Consider the following 18,282-nt stretch of genomic DNA (forward strand, 5'->3'; position numbering starts at 1 on the left):
CCGCTGCTTTGGTGACCGGAATATGTCAGCGGCATCACCGTACTCCACGATCTCGCCATGCTGGAGCACCAGCAGCTTGTGGCTCAGCGCCCGGACCACCGTCAGATCATGACTGATGAAGATATAGCTTAGACCATAACGGGACTGGATATCCCGCAACAGCTGGATAACCTGTTTCTGGACTGTGCGGTCCAGGGCCGAGGTGGGCTCATCAAGTATAATTAGGTCCGGTTGCAGCACCAGGGCCCGGGCAATGGCAATTCGCTGGCGTTGGCCACCCGAGAACTCGTGGGGATAGCGGTGTCTGGCCTCCGGGTCGAGCCCCACATCCTTCAGGGCACGGATCACCTGCTGCTCATGGGTATCCTTGCCTTCGGGATCGTGGATCTCCAGCCCTTCACCCACGATTTCCGCAATGGACATTCGCGGGCTGAGACTGCCGAAGGGGTCCTGGAAGACGATCTGGATCCGTTTCCGGTAGGGCCGGAATTCTTTCTGGGTGAGATCGGAAAGCTCGTCGCCACCGAGTGTGAATCGTCCGGTGCTGGCGGTGAGTTTCAGCAGGGCATGGCCGATGGTGGTTTTGCCGCTGCCACTTTCGCCCACGATACCGAGGGTCTGGCCTTTGGGCAGTTCGAAACTCGCCTGCTGAACGGCATGGAAATATTCCTTGACCTTGCCGAACAGGGATTTTTTGATCGGAAAGCGAACATCAAGGTCGTTCACGCTGAGCAGGATCTCTCCTTCCTCCTGAGCCGGCAGTGGCGCTTCGGGGGGCTCGGCGTCCAGAAGCTTCCGGGTATAGCTGTGCTCCGGATTCTCGAACAGCTGGGCTGTTTCTGCTTCCTCCACCAGCCGACCCTGTTCCATCACCACGACCCGCTCCGCATAGCGCCGGACAATGCTCAGGTCGTGGGTGATCAGCAGGATGGCCATGCCGAGCTTTTTCTGGAGGCTCTTGAGCAGTTCCAGGACCTGTTTCTGCACCGTGACATCCAGTGCGGTAGTGGGCTCGTCGGCAATCAGCAGGTCTGGCTCGTTGGCCAGGGCCATGGCGATCATCACCCGTTGCTTCTGGCCACCGGAGAGTTGATGCGGGTAGCTCTTGAGCCGGGATTCGGGGTTCTTGATGCCGACCAGTTCCAGCAGTTCGATCGTCCGTTCCCGTGCCTGGGTCTCCCGCATACCCTTGTGCAGGGCCAGGGTTTCGCCAATCTGTTTCTCCACTGTATGCAGCGGATTTAGTGACGTCATGGGCTCCTGGAAAATCATGCCAATTTCCCGTCCCCGGATCTGGCGCAGCCGTTTGTCATTGGCGTGGAGCAGGTTCTCGCCCCGGAAATGGATCTCGCCGGAAGGATAACTGGCGTGCCTGGCATCCAGCAGACGCAGCACCGAGAGCGCCGAGATGGACTTGCCTGAGCCGCTTTCACCCACCAGGGCGACCGTCTCACCCTCGCGCACCGAAAAGGACAGGGACTCCACCACCGGCGGCGCCTGGTCAAACGAGATGGAAAGGTTGGAAATCTGCAGCAGGTCGCTCATATCAACTCTTTCTGGGATCAAAGGCGTCGCGGACCGCTTCACCTACAAACACCAGCAGGGTCAGCATCACCGAGAGGGACACGAAGGCGGATATGCCAAGCCACGGAGCATGCAGGTTGGCCTTGCCCTGGGCAATCAGTTCACCCAGGGAGGGGGAGCCGGATGGCAGTCCGAAACCCAGGAAATCGAGGGATGTGAGGCCGGTGATAGCGCCGGTCAGAATGAAGGGCAGGAAAGTGAGCGTCGCAACCATGGCATTGGGCAGGATATGCCGGAACATGATCTTGCGGTTTTCCAGGCCCAGCGCCCGGGCGGCCCGGACATACTCGAAATTACGGGCCCGCAGGAATTCTGCGCGCACCACATCCACCAGTCCCATCCAGCTGAACAGCAGCATGATGCCCAACAGCCACCAGAAGTTGGGTTGGACGATACTGGACAGGATGATCAGCAGGTACAGCACCGGAAGCCCGGACCATACCTCGATAAAGCGCTGACCAAGCAGGTCCACCTTGCCGCCGTAGTAGCCCTGGATGGCGCCTACCACCACACCAACGACACAGCTGGCCAGGGTCAGGGTCAGGCCGAACAGCACCGAAATCCGGAAGCCGTAGATGACCCGGGCGGCCACGTCCCGGCCCTGGTCATCGGTGCCGAGCCAGTTCTCGGGGCTCGGAGGTGCCGGAGAGGGGATTTCCAGGTCGTAGTTGATGGTGTCATAGCTGAAGCGGATCGGCGGCCAGACCATCCAGCCATTGTCCAGGATCTCCTCAGCGATAAAGGGATCCCGGTAATCGGCCTCGGTGGGCAGGAAGCCGCCAAAGGTTTCTTCGGGCACCGACTCCACCACCGGAAAATAGAGCTCGTCGTTGTAGGAAACGATCAGCGGCCTGTCGTTGGCGATGACCTCGGCGAGCAGCGACAACCCGAACAGCACCAGGAAAATCCACAGTGCCCAGTAACCGCGCCGGTTATTCCGGAAGTTGCGCAGGCGGCGTTGCTGGATCGGAGTCAGGGTTTTCATGCTCACGCGCCCTCCCGACTCTCGAAATCGATGCGCGGATCCACCAGCACGTAGGTGATGTCGCTGACCAGTTTCAGGATCAGCCCCATCAGGGTAAAGATGTAGAGGGTACCGAAGATCACCGGATAATCCCGGTTGAGCGCCGCCTCAAAGCCCAGCAGGCCAAGGCCGTCGAGGGAGAAGATGACCTCGATCAGCAGCGAGCCGGTAAAGAACAGGGCGACCAGCACCCCGGGCAGGCTGGCGATCACGATCAGCATGGCGTTCCGGAACACATGGCCATACAGCACCTGCTTCTCATCCAGGCCCTTGGCCCGGGCAGTCACCACATACTGTTTGCTGATTTCATCCAGGAACGAGTTCTTGGTGAGCAGGGTCAGGGTGGCAAAGCCTCCAATTACGTTGGCCGTCACCGGCAGTGCCAGGTGCCAGAAGTAGTCACCGATCTTCTGGTACCAGGTCAGTTCATCGAAATTGGAAGAGGTCAGCCCGCGCAGGGGGAACCAATCAAAATAACTGCCGCCGGCGAACAGGACGATCAGCAGGATCGCAAACAGGAAGCCGGGGATGGCATAGCCGATCACGATGGCCGAGCTGCTCCAGACATCGAAGCGGGAGCCGTCCGTGACTGCCTTGCGGATGCCCAGCGGTATGGAGATGAAATAGATGATCAGGGTGGACCAGAGCCCCAGGGAGATCGATACCGGCATCTTGTCCAGAATCAGGTCGATGACGCTGCGTTCCCGGAAGAAGGAGTCGCCGAAATCGAAGGTGGCATAGTCGCCGAGCATCTTGAAGAAGCGTTCGTGAGCCGGTTTGTCGAAGCCGTACATGACTTCGATTTCCTTCAGAAGCTCTTCGGGGATGCCCCGGGAACTGCGACTGTCACCGGACCCGGTGGCCACTTCGCCGCCGGTATCGCCACCGGCCGCCCGGGCCAGGGCACTGCTGCCGTGGCCTTCCATTTCAGCAATCAGCTGTTCAACCGGCCCGCCCGGTGCTGCCTGCACAATGACAAAGTTGAGCAGCATGATTCCGATCAGTGTCGGAATGATCAGCGCCAGGCGTCTGAGGATGTAAATGCCCATCTAGCGGAGGATTCCTTCCGTTACTGCTTGGGTCATGGACACTGGGTCAGGGTTTTACCCACCAGTTGTTCAGGTCGATGCCGTTCTTCGGTGTGACCTCGGGGCGCTCCAATTGGTTCCAGTAGGCCACCCGGTCCTTACGCAGGTGCCAGTGCGGAATCACGTAGTGGCCGTGGAGCAGGACCCGGTCCATGGCCCGTACACGCTGCACCAGCTCTTCCCGGTTCGGTGCCTGGATGACCATGTTCACCAGCTCATCAACCACCGGGTCCTGAACGCCCATGTAGTTCCGGGAACCATTGACGTTGGCGGTGGAGGAATGCCAGTACTCCCGCTGCTCGTTACCCGGTGAATCGGACTGGGGCAATACCTGGGTGATCATGTCGTAGTCGAATTGACGCACCCGCTGGATGTACTGGTTGCTGTCGACCAGGCGAACCGTCACATCGATGCCGAGTTTGGCGAGGTTGTTCTTGAAAGGCAGCACAATGCGTTCGAAACTTTTCTGGAACAGCAGAATCTCGAAGGCGAGGGGTTCTCCGGTTTCCGTGTGCACCATCTTGCCATCCTTGATGGCATAACCGGCCGAGCGCAGCAGCTGCAATGCGGTGCGGAGATTTTCGCGAAGACCCTGCTGGCCCTCTGTGGTGGGAGGCGCGTACTCCTCGGTGAAAACGTCCTCGCTCAACTGGTCGCGGTACTGGTTAAGAATCTCCAGTTCGCGGCCCTGGGGCAGGCCATCGGAAGCCAGTTCGCTGTTCTCGAAATAGCTGGAAGTCCGGGTGTACTGACCGAAGAACAGATTTTTGTTGGCCCACTCGAAGTCAAAGCCGTAGGCGAGCGCCTCACGGACCTTCGGATCGCTGAAGATGGATTTCCGTGTGTTGAACACAAAACCCTGCATCCCGGACGGCCGATGGTGCTCGATGGCTTCCTTGATGACGGAGCCATCCTTGAACATGGGACCGGTATACGCCGTTGCCCAGTTCTTGGCGGATGATTCCAGGCGGAAATCAAAGTTACCGGCCTTGAAGCCTTCCAGGGCAACGGTGTCGTCGGTGTAGTAATCGTAGCGGATACGCTCGAAGTTGAAGCGGCCCTTGCGCACTCCCAGATCCCTGGCCCAGTAATCATCAATGCGTTCGTAGGTGACTGAACGACCCGCTTCGAAATCGCCGATACGGTAGGGACCACTGCCAACGGGAGGTGTAAGACCGTTTTCCCCGAACTCGCGATCTGCCCAGTAATGAGCCGGCAGAATGGGCATCTGGCCGATGATCAGCGGCAATTCATGGTTGGTGGTTTCACCGAAATTAAAGCGCACCCGCTTCGGGCTTTCGACGACAACCTCGTTCACATCGGCGTAATAGTTGCGATAGAAGGGGTGGCCCTTGGTGGTCAGGACCTCAAAGGAAAACTTCACATCCGCTGCGGTGATCGGCTCGCCATCGCTGAAGCGGGCTTCTTCGCGCAGGTTATAGACCACGTAGCTCCGGTCTTCCGGGGTCTCCAGGGATTCGGCAATCAGTCCATAGGCAGAGAAGGGCTCGTCGTCGGAGGATTCCAGCAGGGTATCGTAGAGATAGGTGCTGATGCCTGCTGCCGCGACACCCCGGATATCGAAGGGGTTGAACGAGTCAAAGCCGTTGGCGACCACGGCCATTTTCAGGGTTCCGCCCTTGGGTGCGTCCGGATTGACGTAATCGAAGCTGGAAAAACCTTCCGGATACTTCGGCTCCCCATGCATGGCAATACCGTGTTGGGACGCCGGCTTTTCCGTATCACTGGCGGCCTGGGTTACCGGGGCCGCCAACAGGGTCAGGGATGCAACGATGGACGTAAGGTACGAGGCTTTCCGTGTTCTTGTCATAGTTCGCTTACGGACTGTTACGAATGTCCACGTAGAGTACCAGACTTTGTCCGGGTTGGAGATAACGTGATTTATTCAGGTCGTTCCAGCTTGCGATGTCATTCACGTTCACGGAAAAACGGTTGGCAATGGCGTAGAGGGAGTCACCCTTGCGAACCCGGTAACCCACCTTCCGGACCATGGCCTTGCCCCGCGCACTGTTGGACGCCAGCACCGTGGGCTGACTGGTCTTGGACCAGATCACCAGCTGCTTGCCCGGGATCAGCGGATCGCCTGGTGCCATGCCGTTCCAGGCAGCCACTTCCCGGACAGAGACCCGATGCTCCCGGGCAATATCCCAGAAGGTGTCGCCACGGCGTACGGTGTATTGGACCCGGTTGCCGTCACGCTTGCGCTCCTGTTTACGCTCCAGGCGCTGGGAGGCACTGAGTGCATAGGCATCCGAGCCACGGGAAGCGGAGGGGATAAGAAGGTTCTGGCCAATGCGGATCAGGTCGGAGTTGAGCTTGTTGACCTGCTGGATCACCGAAGTTGTGGTGTTGAACTTGCGGGCAATGGTGATCAGGCTGTCGCCGGAGCGGACACTGTAGTTCTGCCAGGAAACCCGCTGGTCGACCGGGAAGTTGGCCAGTGCGGTGCGGAAATTCTCGGCGTTGTCCACCGGGACCAGCAGGCGGTGTGGCCCGTCGGGGTTGGTCGCCCAGCGGTTGTAGGACGGGTTAAGCAGGTAGATCTCGTCGATATCGACGCCCGCGAGTTCGGCCGCCTGGGCCAGATCCAGTTGTGAGCCGGTCTCGACCACCTCGAAGTAGGGGGTATCCTCAAGAGGCGGCAGGGTGACGCCATACTCTTCCGGCTTGTCGAAGATCTTGGCGAGGGCAATCAGTTTGGGAACATAGTGCCGGGTTTCACGGGGCAGCTGAAGGGACCAGAAATCGGTTGGCCGGTTGGCTTTGCGGTTGCGCCGCATGGCACTGGAAACCGTACCGCCGCCACTGTTGTAGGCGGCAAGCGCCAGCGTGTAATCGCCGTCGAATCGCTCGGTCAGGCGCTCGAGGTAGCGCAGGGCTGCGTCGGTTGCGGCGATGATGTCGCGGCGATCGTCATGCCACCAGCTCTGGGTCAGGCCGAAGTATTTGCCGGTAGAGGGGATGAACTGCCAGATTCCCGCAGCCCGGCCGTGGGAGTAGGCAAACGGATCGAACGCACTTTCGACAACCGGGAGCAGCGCAAATTCGGCTGGCAGACCGCGCTTCTCGGTCTCGTTGAGTATGTGATGCAGATACCGGCTGCCCCGGTCAACGACCCGGTCAATGTACTTCGGGTGGCTTGCATACCAGTTCAACTGGTCCCGGACCCGCTCATTATCAACCTCGTGATCCAGGGCAAAACCCTGGCGCATGCGGTTCCAGAGATCGCGCTCCTTTTCGCCCTCGTCGGACTGCTGTTCGGGATTATCCAGCTTCTCCCGGGCATCCCGTGCGGTCGCCTGAAGATCCGCTGCAATGGCTTCATCCAGCGGCTCATCGGAAGTGGCATCTGCGGCCCTGCCGGATTCCACGGCATCTTTCAGGTCGTCATCGCCGGTGGCGACGGTAACCTGCCGGGATTCCAGTGGATCGTTGGTCGGGGAGAAAAATGTGGAGCAACCGGTGGTCAGGGCACCGGCCAGCAGCAAAAAGGAAAATCGGTTGACCGACATAGGCATTTCCGGATCAGGGCTTTGGTCAGATGATAGCTTGGAAAACCTGACCTGTTGAATGGGTTGGGTCACAAAAGTGAAACCGATTCTATGAGAGCGCTTTTCCGGGGGTCAAGAAACGGCTCGTTACGATGAGGAAAGGGAATGTGAACATGGGGTCAGAAGAAAGTGTTCTTCAGACCCCATCCTGTCTTCAGAAATTGTCCTTGCCATGCCGAATGGACGCAAAAATGGCATTCTCCGAATCCGCCGGCAGCCCATTCTGCGCGCAGTAGTTCCGGGCAGCATCCATGACCACAGGATCGTCCCACCGGAGAAACGGATTCAGGCGCTTTTCATCACCCAGCACCGACGGCACCGTGGGCTTGCCCGCTTCCCGGGCTTTCAGACACTGTTCCTCAAAGTCCTTCAGGCCTTCGTCCCGGGGCAGCCAGCTGCGGGCGAACTTTAGATTGGCCAGGGTGTACTCGTGGGCGCAGTAGACCGCGGTTTTTTCCGGCAGGTTGCGCAGGGTCTGAAGGGATTGCCGCATCTGTTCCGGGGTGCCTTCGAACAACCGCCCGCAGCCGCAGACGAACAGCGTATCACCGCAGAAAAGCACCGGGCGGCCGTCGACCTCGACGTCGGTAAAGTAGGCGATATGGTCCAGGGTGTGACCGGGAACGCCCAGAACCTGGAAGGTGATCGATTCCCAGACAACCTCGTCACCGGGATGCACGAGGTTGGTGGAACCCTTGAACGGGGACTCGGCGGGGCCGGTTACCCGGCAGTCCGGGTGAGCCTTGACCAGTTCCTTGATGCCGCCAACATGGTCCGGATGGTGGTGGGTGACCAGGATCGTATCCAGGGTCAGGCCCTTGGCGGCCAAATGTTCCTCCACAGGCGCAGCTTGGCCAGGGTCAACAATCAGTGCTTTTCTGGTGTCGGAATCAGCCAGGCACCAGATGTAGTTGTCACTGAAAGCAGGAATTGCGGAAATGGTCAGCATACGGCCCCACATGTGTTAGTAGAATGTGACTGTTATGATAGAGCAATAAATCTGTGGCCCCAACCTGGAGGCTGAGAAGGCAGGAGGCAGGGTAGTGGTCAGATCCGGTGATATTGACTATCCGGCAAGGCACGAGAATTTCGAGCGTTGGTTCCAGTCCCCACTTGGTCGGGCGCTGCTGGCGGATCAGCGCCGGTTCTGCGACTACGAGCTGGGCAGCCTGATCGGGGCAAGGCAGCTGCAGATTGGTGTCAGTCACCGTCTGCCCCTGGCCACCGGAACCGATTTCGCGCAAAAGATCATGACCACGCCCCGATGGTTCCCCCATATGCCTGAAGGCGTGGCGGTCTGCGATGCCGATGAGCTGCCTTTCCCCTCGGATTCCATGGATCTGGTTATCCTGCACCATACTCCCGACTTTTCCCCGTACCCACATCAGGTGTTAAGGGAATCTGCCCGGGTATTGCGCGGTGAGGGCACCATTGCTCTGATTGGCTTCAATCCGATGAGTCTGTGGGGCGTGCGCCGGCTCCTGTCCAGGCAGCATGAGGGCCCCTGGGGCGGCCGGTTCCTGCTGCGCCGACGGATGGAAGACTGGCTCCGCTTACTCGGGTTCAGTGTGGAAACGTCGGTGACCCGGTTTCTCAGGTTCCCCATGCAGCGCTCCGGCAGGCATAGCTATCGCTGGATCGATACCCGGTTGGCAGGCAATCGTTTCCTGCCTCTTGGCGCCTATTACTGTATCCTTGCCAAAAAACGGGTCTATGGCCGGATTCCCAGGCAGCCGGCCTGGCGCAAGAGCAAGGTCATTGCCATGCCCGGAAGGGGCGCAGTCGGCGCCTCGCGGGGTTGCTACCGTGACGCGGGCGGAGTGAGCCCCGAAGCTCAGGATTAACAACGATTCAGGAGTATGAATGGCGGATAAGGTAATTCTCTACACCGATGGTGCCTGCAAGGGTAATCCCGGTCGTGGAGGTTGGGGCGTGGTGTTGCGTTACGGCGATGCCAAGAAGACCCTTCACGGCGGTGAGCTGCACACCACCAACAACCGCATGGAACTGATGGCGGCGATTCGTGGTCTCGAGGCCCTCAAACGGCCCTGTGATGTGGAGCTCTACACGGACTCCCAGTATGTGCGTAAGGGCATCACCGAATGGATGGCCGGGTGGAAACGCAACGGCTGGAAGACCGCGGCGAAAAAACCGGTAAAGAATGACGACCTGTGGCGGGAGCTGGATGCGGAAACCGCCAGGCACCGCGTCAACTGGCACTGGGTAAAAGGCCATGCCGGCGTACCCGACAACGAACTGGCTGATGAGCTGGCAAACCGTGGCGTAGCGGAATTGAGTGAAGCATGAGACAAATCGTACTGGATACCGAAACCACCGGCATCGATCCCAATGAAGGGCACCGGATCATTGAAATCGGTTGTGTGGAAGTGGTCGAACGTGAGCTGACCGGCCGGAACTACCATGTCTATATCAACCCCGAGCGGGAGGTGGAGGCCGAAGCCATCACCGTTCACGGCATCACCAATGAATTCCTGGCGGACAAGCCGAAGTTCGCCGAGGTCGCCGAGGAATTCTTCGAGTTCATCAAGGGTGCCGAGCTGGTTATCCATAACGCCGCGTTTGACGTGGGCTTCATGGATGCCGAGTTCTCTCGCATGAAACCGGTCCGCAAGACTGCCGACCATTGCGGCATCGTCGATTCCCTGGCCATCGCCCGTGCCAAGCATCCCGGCCAGAGGAACAGCCTGGACGCCCTGTGCAAACGCTACGGGGTGGATAACAGCAACCGTGAACTCCACGGCGCACTGCTGGATGCCGAGATCCTGGCCGATGTCTACCTGCTGATGACCGGCGGCCAGACCGCGCTTTCCCTGGATGCCGGCTCGGAAGACGGTGGCGCATCCGGTGGTATCCGCCGGCTCAAGGCAGACCGCCCGCGGCTCTCTGTGGTACGGGCCTCCGGTGAAGAGGCAAGTGCCCATGACGAGTTCATCGCGATGCTGGACAAACAGGCCGGCCAGAGCCTCTGGAGCAAGCTCGAACAGGCGGAATGAGAACTGGGTCAGCGTGTACCAATTGTTACACTCCGCCTTTGTTGAGCGACATGAGTTTTGTGTTATAAGTAATGATAAGTTCGCCAGTTTTTTGCGAACAGAGAATTGATCGGTCAGGGTGTAACCGATCCATAACAACAAAGTCCGGCACTTCGTGGCCGGGCTGAATGTCAGGCACGGGACGCGGTAGTCTCCGCGAATTAAACAGGAAGCGTTTATGGTTCAATCGTCTCTGGCGACGAAATCGCAGTCGTTTGATCTGGTCAAGAGTGAGATAGAGCAGACCATCAAGCAGGCAGAATCCAGCCTTGAGCGTTTCCAGGAAAATCGCGAGAGCGGGGAAGACCTCCAGAACTGCGTCGATTACCTGAATCAGTTGCGGGGTATTTTTATCCTCGTTGAGCTTCGTGGCGGCACCCTTTTGTGCCAGGAAGCGGTTGCCATGGCCAACGATGTTCCTGTCGGTGCCAATGACGACAAGAACATTCTGCTCACCACCCTGAACAGCGCCCTGTTTATTCTCCGCCGCTACGTTGAGTACTACCACCAGCAGCGCGAGGACCATCCGGAACTGTTGCTGCCGGTAATCAACGAACTTCGCGAAGCCCGGCGCGAGAAACCTTACCCGGAATCCTGCTTCTTCGATGTCGATGTCAAGGAGCGCCCGGATTTCTGCGCGGACCTCAAACTGGATGCGTTTGAAGGCAATGAAGCGGATTACGAAGTCCTGGCCCGACGGATGCGCCTGACTTTCCAGGTGGCCTTGCTGGGGGTTCTGCGGGATCGCAATGATGCGGTCAGCAAGAAACTGTTTGCCCGCGCGGCCAGAGGATTTGCGCGGCTGTGTCAGGGCGCGCCCATGGGGCAGATGTGGTGCCTGCTGGCGATCGTTGCGGATACCATGCTCGACCGGGCGATGATCTTCACCAAGGCCCGCAAGCGCATGCTCATGCGCATAGAGCGGTACGGCCGGGAAGTGGTTTATGTCGGCAAGGTGGCCACGGCCAAGGATGCTCCGGATTCGCTGATCCGGGATCTGATCTACATGCTCTACCGCAGCGGATCTGCCAATCCGGAAGTGACGCGCATTCTTTCCGCTTATAGCCTGGCGCCCGCCGAATTCCCGGATTCCATGCTGGAGGCCCATGCCCGCCGCCTTTATGGCCCGGGTAGCGATGTGCTCAAGTCCCTGTCGGACGCACTCCAGGATGAGCTTAACCAGCTCAAGGACAAGCTCGACATCATCGAACGGGGTATCGAGCCGGATCTGGCAGAGCTGTCGTCCATCGCCGATGCGCTCGAGCGCCTTGCCAACACCCTGGTGATGCTGGATCTCAACAAGCTTGCCGGTATCTCCCGTGATGAAGCCGCCAAGCTGCGTAAGTGGGAAGAAGACAACCGCTTGCCCGGAGATGACGAGCTGTATCGCCTCGCCGACTCCGTTCTCGGGGTCGAGGATGCGGTGATGCAGATCGTCACTAGGGGTATTACTTCGGAGACAGATGCTCTTGCCGGCAGCCGTCGTAACCGGGATGAATCGGTCTACCTCCAGGAAGCAATGTTCGTGGTGGCGGACGAGGCCAGAGGCGCACTGACACTGGCCAAGCGGGCCATCACGGCCTTTATCGAATCGGATTACGAAAAGCTGCACCTGGCCAACCTGCCGGCAACCCTGCACAGCATCTGGGGTGGCCTGCAGATGGTCAATGATCCCGGCGCGGCCAGCGTGCTCAAGCGTGTTGCTGCCTCGATCCAGGACCGACTTCTGGATGCCCGCCAGGCACCTCCCCACCAGGTGCTCGAGGCGCTGGCGGATGCTTTGACGTCGCTTGAGTATTACATCGAAAGTATCGGCAAGCGGGAAGACCGCAACCCCGATCTGCTCAAGCTGGCTGAATCCTCTCTCGACGACGTTGGCTTGTAATCCCCATGTCCCATGAGCTCGCAACCATCGTTCTGGCAGTCGTCGGCGCGGTGCTGGTGATTGCGAGCCTTCTGTTTTTCCTCCGTCCTCGCTGGCTGCTCGGTTGGCTCAAAGGCATGGCGGTGTTTTCCGTGCTGGTGATCGGTATCTATACCCTGGTGATTGCCGTCAACCTGATGGGTTACCAATCGCTGGAAGGGATGAAAACCGTTGCAACGGTCTCCACCCAGCGGCAGGGCGAGCAACTCTGGGTGGTGACACTGCAGACCGGAGAGCAAGCACCGGTCATCCAGTCGGTCAGGGGTGACCAGTGGCAGCTGGATGCCCGTATTATCCGCTTCGCCGGCCCCATTCGTTGGCTCGGCATTGCCCCGGGATACCGATTGGAACGCTTGAGTGGACGCTATACCTCGCTTGAGAATGAACAGAGCATGCCCAGGACGGTGATCGGGCTGAGCGAACAGAAGTGGCCGGATCTCTGGCAGCTGGACCGGCAATTCAACCTGCCGTTTGTGGAGGGGGTTTATGGCAATGCGACGTTCATGCCCATGCGCGACGGCGCCCTGTTCGATGTTCGGCTGTCCGGGTCAGGGCTGGTGGCGACTCCCCAGAACGAAGCGGCACGGCAGGCGGTACAGCTCTGGGATGAGTGAGCCGGACATTTACGCATAAAAAAACCTGCGGCGTGCGCAGGTTTTTTTATGAGCGGGGCAGGGCTTCAGCCCATGTTGAACAACTCGCCCAGCTTGGTTGCCAGCATCATGTCGCCTTCGGCGCGCAGCTGACCAGCCATGAACGCCTGCATACCGTCGGTTTCGCCGGAAACGATGCCCTGCAGAGTATCGGAGTTCATGATCAGGGTAACGGAAGGGTCTTCATGAGAGCCTTCGTGCAGCTTGCAGGAGCCGTCGTTGATGGCCAGGTGGTAGTTCTTGTCGTCCTCAATGTCGAACTGGAACACCAGATCGAGGCCTTGAGCTGCGTCTGCGTTGAAATTCTGTTCGAGTTTTTCAAATACCTGAGCTACAGACATTATCTTGCCCTTCTGAATGGTTGTCTTGTCTTGGCGAAGCCGATCTCGCAATTCGACTTTATGGTCAGCAGAGGGTCGTGTCAAGCTCGATCGAACGCTTGTTTTAATTTTTTTGCTCCGCTTATCAGTGTCAATTCGGTAAGTTACACTCTCGTCTTTGCATAACCATTTGGAGAAGCCATTTTGGAGTTTCTGACAGAATACGGCCTGTTCCTGGCCAAGGTCGTGACCTTCGGGGTTGCCGCCCTTGTGATCATTTCCGTCATCTTCTCTGCTGCCCAGAAAGAGCGTGAGGACCATGAAAGCGAGGGCGAGTTGAGAATCCGGAAACTCAACGAAAAATACCAGAAGTTGCGGGAAACCATTCAGGCGCGCCTGATGGATGAGGGCGAGCGCAAAGCCTTCCAGAAAGCACGTAAAAAGGAAGCCAAAGCCGAGAAAAAGGCCGCAAAAGCCAAGGCCAAAAGTGGCAGTGACGAGCAGGAAGGTCGCTCAAGGGTCTACGTGCTCGATTTTGACGGTGATATCAAGGCCAGTGATACCGATCAGTTGCGTCGGTCGATTTCAGCGGTGCTGAGTGTTGCCAAGCCGGATCAGGACGAGGTGGTCATCCGCCTGGAAAGCGGGGGCGGGCTGGTGCATTCGTATGGTCTGGCAGCGGCCCAGCTGGACCGGATTCGCAGCAAGGGCATCCCGCTGACGGCCTGCGTCGACAAGGTGGCTGCCAGTGGCGGCTACATGATGGCCTGTGTTGCGGACCGGATTGTCGCTTCTCCCTTTGCCATTCTCGGGTCCATCGGGGTGGTTGCCCAGTTGCCGAACTTCCACCGTTTCCTCAAGAAGAATGATGTGGATTTCGAAGTGCTGACCGCCGGCGAGCACAAACGCACCATGACCATCTTCGGGGAAAATACCGAGAGAGGTCGGCAGAAATTCCTCGAGGATCTGGAAGACACCCACGGGCTATTCAAGGAGTACGTCACCGAGCGCCGGCCCAGTGTCGATATTGCCAAGGTGGCTAACGGCGACATCTGGTTTGGCAAACGGGCCTTGGACGTCAATCTGATCGACGAGATCAAGACCTCCGACGAATATCTCATTGAGGCATGCGATCGTGCCGACGTAGTGTCAGTAACATACCAACGCAAGCGGACACTCCCGGAAAAGCTCGGGTTGGCCACCAGCGCAGCCCTGGAGCACACGGTTTGGCGCGTGCTCAGTGCTTTCCGGAACCAGAAGATTCAGTAGCTGACAACAAACGGGGTAACACCATGACAACGAACAGCGAATTCAAAGCCTGGCGGGTGGAAGAGAAGGATGGCGAATACCAGGGCAGCGAGCAGACCCTCAGCACGGCCGATTTGCCGGAGGGCGAGGTTCTGATCCGGGTCAGTCATTCGTCACTGAATTACAAGGATGCCCTGTCCGCTTCCGGCAACAAGGGCGTTACCCGCACGTTTCCCCATACGCCGGGGATAGATGCTGCTGGTGAAGTGGTGGAATCTGCAACCGGCGAACCAAAGGTGGGCAGCCAGGTGATCGTCACCGGTTACGACCTGGGCATGAACACTGATGGCGGTTTTGGTGAGTACATCCGTGTGCCGGCTGCCTGGTGTGTGCCGATGCCCTCCGGCTGGAATGCCCGTACGGCCATGATTTATGGCACGGCCGGCCTGACCGCAGGCCTGTGCGTCGGCAAACTCCTGAAAATGGGCGCCAGCCCGGAACAGGGCAAGGTGGCTGTCAGTGGCGCCTCCGGTGCCGTTGGCAGTGTGGCCGTGGAGTTGCTGTCCAACCTGGGCTTTGACGTGGTCGCGATCAGTGGCAAGGCCGATCATGCCGACAGTCTCAAGGAACTCGGCGCCACTGAAGTCCTGGGCCGTGACGCCCTGGCGGAAGAAAAGAAACCGCTGCTCAAGCCGGTCTTTGCCAATGCGGTTGATACCGTGGGTGGCACACCCCTGACAGAGCTGCTCAAGCAGATCCAGCCGGGTGGCTCAGTGTCTTGCTGCGGCCTGGTGGCCGGCCCTCAGCTTCCGACCACGGTGCTGCCGTTCATCCTCCGCGGCGTGAACCTGCTGGGTGTGGACTCCGTGGAGATTCCGCTGGCTGACAAGCAGGCGGTATGGGAGAAATTCGCCGGTGAGTGGAAGTGCCCGAAGACCGAAGCCTCTGCTCGGGATATCGGCCGTTCCGAGCTGGATGAGGCGCTGAAGGCGTTTCTGAAGGGGGCGTCTGCCGGCAAGATTGTGTTGGATCATAGCCGGTGAGGTGAGCTCCAAGAAGGGGTCAGATGAAGGCTTTCATCAGACCCCATCTTCAACCAAACTCCAGCTCACCCGGCCCGGCGCCGAAACAGCGGCAAATCCGTATCCGTCGCCGCCTGATACCCCTGGCTGAAGAAATTCAGGCACTTCGCTGCCTGCGTAATGTCCTTGTCGGCCCGCAGCACATACGAGTCAAACCCGCAGCGCTTCATGAACTGGAGCTGATCCAGCAACACATCCCCGATCGCCCGCAGCTCGTTCTGATAGCCAAATCGTTCCCTAAGCAGCCGCGCGATGCTGTAACCACGCCCATCCACAAAACGGGGAAAGTTCACCCCGATCAGCGGCAGTTCATTAACCTTATGGGCAATCATTTCCGGCTCGTCGTGGCTGTCGAACCAGACACCAATCCGGTCGTTACCGGTGAAATGCTCATAGCCGGCCAGCCATAGATCGGCCGGGATCATCGCCGGCTGGTCCGATGGGATGTCGAGAGACTCACCATCCTCCGGGCGCGGAACCACAACCCACTCGTCCTGACGGACAGTGCCGTCTGCATTGATTACGTCAGGCATAGACCCGCTCCTTGAAAGGTTTGATGCCAATACGGCGATAGGTATCGAGGAATTCCTCCTCCTCGGTACGCTGGTCGACGTACACATCGATAATCTTGGCGATAACCTCCGGCATGTCTTCCCGGGCAAAGGAGGGCCCGAGAATCTTGCCGATATCCGCATCGTGGTGGGACGAGCCGCCCAGGCTGACCTGGTAGAACTCCTCGCCCTTCTTGTCGACACCCAAAACGCCAATGTTGCCGACGTGGTGATGACCGCAGGCATTCATGCAGCCGGAGATGTTGAGATCGATGTTGCCCAGATCATACAGATAGTCCAGGTCATCGAACCGGCGCTGAATGGCCTCGGCCACAGGGATCGACTTGGCGTTGGCCAGGGCACAGTAATCGCCGCCCGGGCAGCAGATAATGTCGGTCAGGGTATTCAGGTTGGCGGTCCCGAAGCCCATGGGCGTAATGGCTTCCCACAGTTCCAGCAGGCGGTCCTGACGCACATCGGCCAGCACCACGTTCTGATGGTGGGTGACCCGGACCTCCCCGAAGCTGTATTCGTCAGCCAGGTCGGCAATCTGCTCGAGCTGACCGTCGGTGACATCGCCCGGCGGTGTGCCGGTCTTTTTCAGGGTCAGCGTGACAATGGCGTAGCCGGGCTTCTTGTGAACGTCCACGTTCTGGCTCAGCCACTGGTCAAAACCGCGGTTCTCGAACCGTTGCCGGGCCAGAAGATCGGTTGCGTTGTCGAGGGCCTCGTAAGGCGGTTCGGTAAAGAATCCCTTGATCCGCTCAATGGCTTCCGGTGTCAGACGGGTGGGCGAATCCTTGATGTGCGCCCACTCGGCTTCCACTTTCTCGGCAAAACCTTCCGGAGTCAGGGCCTTGACCAGGATCTTGATCCGCGCCTTGAATTTGTTGTCCCGGCGGCCATAGCGGTTGTAGACACGCAGGACCGCCTCAAGGTAGGTCAGCAAATCCAGTTCCGGCAGGAATTCGCGGATCACCGGGCCAACCATCGGTGTCCGGCCGAGGCCGCCACCAACATGGACACGGAAGCCCAGTTCGCCGGCGTCGTTGCGAACGATCTGGAGTCCGATGTCATGGATGCGGATTGCCGCACGGTCGGTTTTTTCAGAAGCATTCACAGCCACCTTGAATTTACGGGGCAGGAACGCGAACTCCGGATGGAACGTGGACCACTGGCGGATGATCTCGCAGTAGGGCCGGGGATCGGTAATCTCATCGGCCTGAACACCGGAAAACTGGTCCGTGGTGGTGTTCCGGATGCAGTTACCGCTGGTCTGGTTGGCGTGCATTTCCACTTCCGCCAGGTCGGCCAGAATGTCCGGTACATCCTCCAGGGCCGGCCAGTTGAGCTGCACGTTCTGCCGGGTGGTGAAATGGGCGTAGCCCTTGTCGTAATCCCGGGTGATACGGGCGAGACGACGCAATTGGTCGGAGCGCAGCATGCCGTAGGGCACACAGATCCTCAGCATCGGAGCGTGGCGCTGGACGTAGAGTCCATTCTGCAAGCGCAACGGAAGGAATTCTTCCTCGCTGAGTTCGCCCGCCAGGGCCCGTCGGGTCTGGTCCCTGAACTGGGCCACCCGTTCCGCTGCCATTTGCCGGTCGTGTTCGTCGTATACGTACATAGGGGTAATGTCCTGCCTCTTATATCTGGATCGCAGGATATCACCAGGTTTTTATTTCCAAAATGATTATTTCAAAATATGTTTATCGATTCAGGCGATAAGTGGGCGGGGCGCAGGCTGGACGAATATCAATTTCCTGCTTAACTGATAAGACAACAACAATGACCTGAAAAAAAGTGAGAAGGGGTGCTTCCATGAAGAAGAGCATGCGTTCAGACAGTCAGGCAGACGCCATCGCTGCAGTCCTGGTAGTTGTACTGGTGGTCGCCTTCGCCGTTGTCTGGGTCTCGGGCCAATAGCCTACTGGCTGGCGAGCACAGCCTGTACCACCAGAATCAGTCCGCCCACAAAGGCCGCAGTGAACAATAGTCCGGCAATGATATAGGGCAGGGGACTGTGACTGGAGAAATCCTCTTGCCGGCGCTTGTCGGACTGAACCCCGAAAGCGCCGGCCAGGATGCTTTGCATTATTTTCAGAACGCCCGGTGAGCCCGATTTCCGATCTTTCTTGTTGCTTTCATTGTCGGTCGTGTCGGTCATTGCGTGCTTTGTCCCC

The 18,282-nt window shown here is 58.7% G+C and carries 17 protein-coding genes; 7 read left to right on the top strand and 10 right to left on the bottom strand.

What is annotated here, in order from left to right; genetic code table 11:
• The 6 genes from ACESMW_RS01390 to gloB all read right to left on the bottom strand — a co-directional run.
• Positions 1-1,545, bottom strand: a 1,545-nt coding sequence (locus ACESMW_RS01390) for an ABC transporter ATP-binding protein (RefSeq protein WP_372985301.1), incomplete at its 3' end; no start/stop codon positions are given.
• Position 1,546: 1 nt separating this feature from the next.
• Positions 1,547-2,569, bottom strand: coding sequence for an ABC transporter permease (locus ACESMW_RS01395; RefSeq protein WP_372985368.1), 1,023 nt, complete (start codon positions 2,567-2,569; stop codon positions 1,547-1,549).
• A gap of 2 nt (positions 2,570-2,571) precedes the next feature.
• Positions 2,572-3,657 carry a microcin C ABC transporter permease YejB gene (locus ACESMW_RS01400; protein WP_372985302.1) on the bottom strand — a complete coding sequence of 362 codons (1,086 nt, stop codon included), beginning with the start codon at positions 3,655-3,657 and terminating at the stop codon, positions 2,572-2,574.
• Between the two features lie 46 nt (positions 3,658-3,703).
• Positions 3,704-5,527: an extracellular solute-binding protein gene (locus ACESMW_RS01405; protein ID WP_372985303.1), complete on the bottom strand. Its 1,824-nt coding sequence runs from the start codon at positions 5,525-5,527 to the stop codon at positions 3,704-3,706.
• Positions 5,528-5,534: 7 nt separating this feature from the next.
• Entirely contained in the window at positions 5,535-7,229 is a 1,695-nt protein-coding gene (locus ACESMW_RS01410) for a LysM peptidoglycan-binding domain-containing protein (RefSeq protein ID WP_372985304.1), read from the bottom strand.
• 193 nt (positions 7,230-7,422) lie between these two features.
• Positions 7,423-8,217, bottom strand: a complete 795-nt coding sequence (gloB, locus tag ACESMW_RS01415; protein WP_372985305.1) for a hydroxyacylglutathione hydrolase — start codon at positions 8,215-8,217, stop codon at positions 7,423-7,425.
• Between the two features lie 94 nt (positions 8,218-8,311).
• Between gloB and ACESMW_RS01420 the strand changes: the two genes are divergently transcribed.
• From ACESMW_RS01420 to ACESMW_RS01440, 5 genes are all read left to right on the top strand, one after another.
• Entirely contained in the window at positions 8,312-9,112 is an 801-nt protein-coding gene (locus ACESMW_RS01420) for a class I SAM-dependent methyltransferase (RefSeq protein WP_372985306.1), read from the top strand.
• A gap of 19 nt (positions 9,113-9,131) precedes the next feature.
• The gene (rnhA, locus tag ACESMW_RS01425; RefSeq protein ID WP_372985307.1) at positions 9,132-9,575 is read left to right on the top strand and encodes a ribonuclease HI; all 444 of its coding nucleotides are present in this window, start codon (positions 9,132-9,134) and stop codon (positions 9,573-9,575) included.
• Positions 9,572-10,282, top strand: a complete 711-nt coding sequence (gene dnaQ, locus ACESMW_RS01430; protein WP_372985308.1) for a DNA polymerase III subunit epsilon — start codon at positions 9,572-9,574, stop codon at positions 10,280-10,282. The genes rnhA and dnaQ overlap by 4 nt, the downstream gene beginning before the upstream one ends.
• 217 nt (positions 10,283-10,499) lie before the next feature.
• On the top strand, positions 10,500-12,206 hold the full coding sequence (locus tag ACESMW_RS01435) for a chemotaxis protein (protein ID WP_372985309.1): 1,707 nt from the start codon (positions 10,500-10,502) through the stop codon (positions 12,204-12,206).
• A 5-nt stretch (positions 12,207-12,211) separates the two neighbouring features.
• Complete coding sequence (locus ACESMW_RS01440) at positions 12,212-12,859, top strand: multidrug transporter (protein ID WP_372985310.1); 648 nt, start codon at positions 12,212-12,214, stop codon at positions 12,857-12,859.
• Positions 12,860-12,924: 65 nt separating this feature from the next.
• Here the strand turns inward: ACESMW_RS01440 and ACESMW_RS01445 are convergent, their stop codons facing one another.
• Entirely contained in the window at positions 12,925-13,239 is a 315-nt protein-coding gene (locus ACESMW_RS01445; RefSeq protein ID WP_092005880.1) for an SCP2 sterol-binding domain-containing protein, read from the bottom strand.
• A gap of 183 nt (positions 13,240-13,422) precedes the next feature.
• Between ACESMW_RS01445 and sohB the strand changes: the two genes are divergently transcribed.
• Positions 13,423-14,487: a protease SohB gene (gene sohB, locus ACESMW_RS01450; RefSeq protein ID WP_372985311.1), complete on the top strand. Its 1,065-nt coding sequence runs from the start codon at positions 13,423-13,425 to the stop codon at positions 14,485-14,487.
• A 23-nt stretch (positions 14,488-14,510) separates the two neighbouring features.
• Positions 14,511-15,509, top strand: a complete 999-nt coding sequence (locus tag ACESMW_RS01455) for a YhdH/YhfP family quinone oxidoreductase (RefSeq protein ID WP_372985312.1) — start codon at positions 14,511-14,513, stop codon at positions 15,507-15,509.
• A 65-nt stretch (positions 15,510-15,574) separates the two neighbouring features.
• Here the strand turns inward: ACESMW_RS01455 and ACESMW_RS01460 are convergent, their stop codons facing one another.
• The 3 genes from ACESMW_RS01460 to ACESMW_RS01470 all read right to left on the bottom strand — a co-directional run bounded on the left by ACESMW_RS01460 (position 15,575) and on the right by ACESMW_RS01470 (position 18,266).
• Positions 15,575-16,081 carry a DUF934 domain-containing protein gene (locus tag ACESMW_RS01460; protein ID WP_372985313.1) on the bottom strand — a complete coding sequence of 169 codons (507 nt, stop codon included), beginning with the start codon at positions 16,079-16,081 and terminating at the stop codon, positions 15,575-15,577.
• The gene (locus tag ACESMW_RS01465) at positions 16,074-17,726 is read right to left on the bottom strand and encodes a nitrite/sulfite reductase (RefSeq protein WP_372985314.1); all 1,653 of its coding nucleotides are present in this window, start codon (positions 17,724-17,726) and stop codon (positions 16,074-16,076) included. Before ACESMW_RS01465 ends, ACESMW_RS01460 begins: the two co-directional genes overlap by 8 nt.
• A gap of 300 nt (positions 17,727-18,026) precedes the next feature.
• Positions 18,027-18,266 carry a DUF2970 domain-containing protein gene (locus ACESMW_RS01470; RefSeq protein ID WP_372985315.1) on the bottom strand — a complete coding sequence of 80 codons (240 nt, stop codon included), beginning with the start codon at positions 18,264-18,266 and terminating at the stop codon, positions 18,027-18,029.
• Positions 18,267-18,282 lie beyond the last annotated feature (16 nt).

Origin of the sequence: Marinobacter sp. (assembly GCF_041690455.1) — a bacterium.
In the GTDB taxonomy this organism is placed as follows: domain Bacteria; phylum Pseudomonadota; class Gammaproteobacteria; order Pseudomonadales; family Oleiphilaceae; genus Marinobacter.

What these genes read in the sequence shown, in the direction of transcription:
- ACESMW_RS01395 (WP_372985368.1), bottom strand. Translation starts at nt 2,569, where the DNA reads ATGAAAACCCTGACTCCGATCCAGCAACGCCGCCTGCGCAACTTCCGG.
- ACESMW_RS01400 (WP_372985302.1), bottom strand. Translation starts at nt 3,657, where the DNA reads ATGGGCATTTACATCCTCAGACGCCTGGCGCTGATCATTCCGACACTG.
- ACESMW_RS01405 (WP_372985303.1), bottom strand. Translation starts at nt 5,527, where the DNA reads ATGACAAGAACACGGAAAGCCTCGTACCTTACGTCCATCGTTGCATCC.
- ACESMW_RS01410 (WP_372985304.1), bottom strand. Translation starts at nt 7,229, where the DNA reads ATGTCGGTCAACCGATTTTCCTTTTTGCTGCTGGCCGGTGCCCTGACC.
- gloB (WP_372985305.1), bottom strand. Translation starts at nt 8,217, where the DNA reads ATGCTGACCATTTCCGCAATTCCTGCTTTCAGTGACAACTACATCTGG.
- rnhA (WP_372985307.1), top strand. Translation starts at nt 9,132, where the DNA reads ATGGCGGATAAGGTAATTCTCTACACCGATGGTGCCTGCAAGGGTAAT.
- dnaQ (WP_372985308.1), top strand. Translation starts at nt 9,572, where the DNA reads ATGAGACAAATCGTACTGGATACCGAAACCACCGGCATCGATCCCAAT.
- ACESMW_RS01435 (WP_372985309.1), top strand. Translation starts at nt 10,500, where the DNA reads ATGGTTCAATCGTCTCTGGCGACGAAATCGCAGTCGTTTGATCTGGTC.
- ACESMW_RS01440 (WP_372985310.1), top strand. Translation starts at nt 12,212, where the DNA reads ATGTCCCATGAGCTCGCAACCATCGTTCTGGCAGTCGTCGGCGCGGTG.
- ACESMW_RS01445 (WP_092005880.1), bottom strand. Translation starts at nt 13,239, where the DNA reads ATGTCTGTAGCTCAGGTATTTGAAAAACTCGAACAGAATTTCAACGCA.
- ACESMW_RS01455 (WP_372985312.1), top strand. Translation starts at nt 14,511, where the DNA reads ATGACAACGAACAGCGAATTCAAAGCCTGGCGGGTGGAAGAGAAGGAT.
- ACESMW_RS01460 (WP_372985313.1), bottom strand. Translation starts at nt 16,081, where the DNA reads ATGCCTGACGTAATCAATGCAGACGGCACTGTCCGTCAGGACGAGTGG.
- ACESMW_RS01465 (WP_372985314.1), bottom strand. Translation starts at nt 17,726, where the DNA reads ATGTACGTATACGACGAACACGACCGGCAAATGGCAGCGGAACGGGTG.
- ACESMW_RS01470 (WP_372985315.1), bottom strand. Translation starts at nt 18,266, where the DNA reads ATGACCGACACGACCGACAATGAAAGCAACAAGAAAGATCGGAAATCG.